Source organism: Subtercola sp. Z020 (genome assembly GCF_002931235.1).
In the GTDB taxonomy this organism is placed as follows: domain Bacteria; phylum Actinomycetota; class Actinomycetes; order Actinomycetales; family Microbacteriaceae; genus Subtercola.
The window spans coordinates 1-4,136 of sequence record NZ_PSTT01000076.1; the positions used below are offsets into that span (position 1 = coordinate 1).

3 protein-coding genes are annotated in these 4,136 nt (G+C 71.0%); 2 read left to right on the forward strand and 1 reads right to left on the reverse strand.

The window, feature by feature from the left end:
• Positions 1–490 precede the first annotated feature (490 nt).
• The gene (locus C5B96_RS10415; RefSeq protein WP_104245307.1) at positions 491–889 is read left to right on the forward strand and encodes a DUF2809 domain-containing protein; all 399 of its coding nucleotides are present in this window, start codon (positions 491–493) and stop codon (positions 887–889) included.
• Between the two features lie 79 nt (positions 890–968).
• Here C5B96_RS10415 and C5B96_RS10425 read toward each other — a convergent pair whose 3' ends face one another.
• The gene (locus C5B96_RS10425) at positions 969–3,173 is read right to left on the reverse strand and encodes a M3 family metallopeptidase (RefSeq protein ID WP_233189127.1); all 2,205 of its coding nucleotides are present in this window, start codon (positions 3,171–3,173) and stop codon (positions 969–971) included.
• Between the two features lie 92 nt (positions 3,174–3,265).
• Between C5B96_RS10425 and C5B96_RS10430 the strand changes: the two genes are divergently transcribed.
• Positions 3,266–4,099 (forward strand): aldo/keto reductase, encoded by an 834-nt coding sequence (locus C5B96_RS10430; RefSeq protein ID WP_104245308.1) that lies wholly within the window; start codon positions 3,266–3,268, stop codon positions 4,097–4,099.
• The last annotated feature ends 37 nt before the right edge of the window (positions 4,100–4,136 follow it).

A 4,136-nucleotide genomic window follows, 5' to 3' on the forward strand; every position in this document is an offset into this window, starting at 1 on the left:
CCGGCTGACCGCCCCGCACCGACGCAGACTCCGCCGTGCGACCACCAGCCGCCCTCGCGCCCACCCACTCCGCGCCCGCACATTTCGTGCCCGCCCGCTCCGTGCCCGCACAGCTCGTGCCCGCCCGCTCCGCGCCGACGGAGCGCGTGCCCGCTCAGCCCCCGCTGGCGGATCACGGTCCCGCACGCCATCGCCTCGTTCACCGAGCGCATGCCCCCCATCCCCACGATCACAGAGCGTCTGCCCGACGACCCCGCGGCCACCCAGCGCAGGCCCGCAATCCCCGCACACACAGAGCGCATCCTCGACGGCCGCGAGCTGGCCGATGCCATGACTGCCGGTCGTGGCCGCCAACCTACTCCGGCCGATATGCCGCCGACGTGTCGCTGATGGCGCGATCCGACAGGGTTCGTGCGCAGAGCGGTCGTACACCAGGCGGCCGCGCGGCGGGAGGCCTGCAGTGAGCGGCCGGTCGGCGCGAGGCGGCGTGATGCGAGGCCGAGCGGTGCGCCACCGGCGGCTGGCGCTCCTGGGGGCGGCAGGCGCGACGGTGGCGGGAGGACTCGCGGTGCACTTTCTGCTCCGGGGGCCGGGCGCGGACTTCGCGGGCGACGCGCTCTACGCCGTGCTGGTGTACCTGGTGGTCGCCCTCATCGCACCGCGGCTTCCGTCCGCAGGTGTGGGCGGCATTGCGCTGGCGCTCTGCGTCGCGATCGAGGTGTTCCAGCTGACCGGTGTCCCCCAGCAGATCGCCGAGCGGTTTCCGCCCGCCGCGCTGCTGCTCGGCAGCACCTTCGCGGCCCTCGATCTGGTGGCCTACCTGCTCGGCGCAGCCGCCGCGGCTTGCCTCGACGGCATCCTCCGCGCCCGCACCCGCGCTCGGGGGTGACTTCGCCGCCGCCGAAACCGCGATGGGAGACGCCCCCGGGAAGGGGCTGGCGGGGTTGGCGGGGTGGAGCAGCGGCGGGTCAGGGCGTCAGGCCTCGGCGGGCGAGGAGCGGGGCGATGTCGGCGGCGCGGCCGCGGAAGTCGGCGTAGGCCTCGAGCGGATCCTTCGAACCGCCGACACCGAGCAGCCGGGCACGGAAGCGGGAGCCGTTGGCGCGGGTCAGCCCGCCGTTCTCACGGAACCACTCGACCGTGTCGGCGTCGAGCACCTCGCTCCAGATGTAGGAGTAGTAGGCGGCCGAGTATCCGCCGGAGAAGATGTGCGCGAAGTAGGTGCTCGAGTACCGCGTGGGCACGGCAGGGTTGTCGAGCCCTGCGGCCGCGAGCGCCGCAGCCTCGAACGCGGCCACCCGATCGAGGTCGCCCTCGCCGCCACCGACCCCCGCGGCATCCCGTTCGCCGTCGACGCCCGAGCCACCCGAGCCAACCGCTACATCCGCCGGAGCCGCAGCCGCACCCGCGGCATCAGCGTCACCGGCGACAGCACCGGCCGCACCGCCCGCCCCCACCCCATGCCACGCCTGGTCGAGCACCGCGGCCGCCAGGTACTCCGACGTCTCGAAGCCCTGGTTGAACGTCGCCGACTCCTGCAGCCGCGCGGCGAACGCGAGCGGCATCGGCTCCCCCGTCTGGTGGTGCACCGCGTAGTTCGCGAGCACCTCGGGCCACAGCATCCACATCTCGTTGACCTGGCTCGGGAATTCGACGAAGTCCCGGGCGACCCGTGTGCCGGCGAACGTCGGGTACGTGACGCGCGCGAACAGCCCGTGCAGCGCGTGCCCGAACTCGTGGAAGAGCGTTCCCACCTCCGAGAAGGTCAGCAGGGTGGGCGTGCCGGCCGCGGGCTTCGGCACATTGAGGTTGTTGGTGACGACGGCCGGCTGGCCGAGCAGCTCATTCTGGGCGCTGAGGGAGTTCATCCAGGCCCCGCCGCGCTTCGAGTCGCGGGTGTACAGGTCGAGAATGTAGAGCCCCACTCCCTCGCCGTCTTCATCGCGCACCTCGAAGACCCGTGCCTTGGGGTGGTAGGCGACCAGGTCGGGCCGCTCGGTGAAGGTCACCCCGTAGAGCTGGGTCGCCGCCCAGAACACCCCGTTCTGCAGCACTCGCTCGGCCTCGAAGTACGGGCGCAGCTCGGAGGTGTCGATGTCGTACCGCGCCTTGCGCTCCTTCTCGGCGAAAAAGGCCCAGTCCCCCGCTTCGAGCTCTGCGTCGGGTTCTGGATGCCCGGCAGCGGCCTGCGCGGCGAGCGCCTGCTGCTCGGTGCGGGCGTTCCGCGCGGCGGGCCCGGCGAGCATCCCGAGCATCGACGCGACCGCAGCCGGCGTCTTCGCGGTCTCATCGGAGGTCACGTAGGCCGCATGCGAGGGGAACCCGAGCAGTTCGGCGCGCTGGGCGCGCAGGCGGCTGATCTCCAGCACCAGCCGGCGGTTGTCGTGTTCGCCGCCCCGCGACGCTCGCGAACGCGACGCCTCCATGAGGCGCCGCCGCAGCCCGCGGTCGGTGAGCGAGGCGAGATACGGATGCCCGGTCGGCAGCACGAGGGTGATGACGAACTTCCCATCGAGGCCCCGCTCGCGGGCGGCTTCGGCGGCGGCCGAGATCTGGCCGGTGTCGAGCCCGTCGAGCTCGCGCACATCGTCGACCACGACGGCGAGGTCGTTCGTGTCGGCGAGGAGGTTCTTCTCGAACCGCGTCGTGAGGGTGGAGAGCCGCTGGTTGCAGGCGCGCAGGGTGGACTTGGCGTCGTCGCTCAGCCCGGCACCGGCCCGGGTGAAGTCTGAGAGGTAGCGCTCGACGAGATAGCGAGACTCGGGGTCGAGGGCGGCGCCGTCGGCTGCCTCGGCCTCGGCCGCGTCCGCCGCCTCCGCCTCCGCCACCGCCCGCACCCGCGCGTACAGCCGCGCATCGAGCCGGATCGCGTCCGCGTGCGCCGCCAGCACCGGCGCCAGCTCCTCCTCGAGCTCCTCCGTGAACGCGCTGCTGTCGGCCGACGCCCGGTTGAAGAACACCGTCGACACGCGGGCCAGCGTCTGCCCGGTCCGCTCGAGTGCCACGATCGTGTTGTCGAAGGTCGCGGCATCCGGAACCGCCAGCAGGGCCTCGATCTCGGCGGCGTGCTCGGCCATCCCCTGCTCGAACGCCGGGCGGTAGTGCTCGTCGGCGATCGACGCGAACGGCGGCAGTTCGTAGGGCAGCGTGCTCGGAGCGAGGAACGGATTCATGACTGAAGCCTAGAACGGCCGCCAGCCGCCCCGAGCGCAAGGGGCAGGTGTCGATTGACAGCTCACAGCGCAGCGAGCGTAGCGTTGGAGCCATGACTGTTCCCAACATCACCCTGAACAACGGCGTCACGATCCCCCAGCTGGGCTTCGGCACCTACCAGATCGACCCCGCCGACACGAAGGAGGCCACACTGGCCGCCCTCGAAGTCGGCTACCGCCACATCGACACCGCCGAGATGTACGGCAACGAGAAAGAGGTCGGGCAGGCCGTCGCCGCGTCGGGCATCGCCCGCGAGGACATCTACGTCACGAGCAAGCTGAACAACGGATTCCACGAGCGGGATGCCGCGCTGAAGGCCTTCGACGGCACCCTCGAGGCGCTGGGCTTCGAGTACCTCGACCTGTTCCTGATCCACTGGCCGCTGCCGAAGGTCGGCGACTTCGTCGAGACCTGGAAGGCCATGGAGGAGATTCTCGCCTCGGGCCGCGTGAAGTCGATCGGCGTCTCGAACTTCCAGCAGCACCACCTGCAGCGCCTCTTCGACGAGACAGAGGTCGTTCCCGCGGTCAACCAGATCGAGGTGCACCCGTATCTGACTCAGGATGTCCTGCGGAGCTTCAACGCCGACAACGGCATCGCGACCGAGGCCTGGTCACCCATCGCCCAGGGCAAGGTGCTCGACGACTCCACCATCGTCGACATCGCCGACCGTCTCGGCAAGAGCCCGGCCCAGGTGACGCTGCGCTGGCACATCCAGCGCGGGGACATCGTCTTCCCGAAGTCGGTCACGCGCGCCCGCGTCGAGGAGAACTTCGCCATCTTCGACTTCGAGCTCACCGACGCCGACGTCACCGCCATAACCGCCCTGAACCGCGACGAGCGCACCGGCCCCAACCCCGACGAGTTCAACTACATCCCCAGCTGACCCCGGCACCCACCCCACCCCCACCAATCGAGTGGGC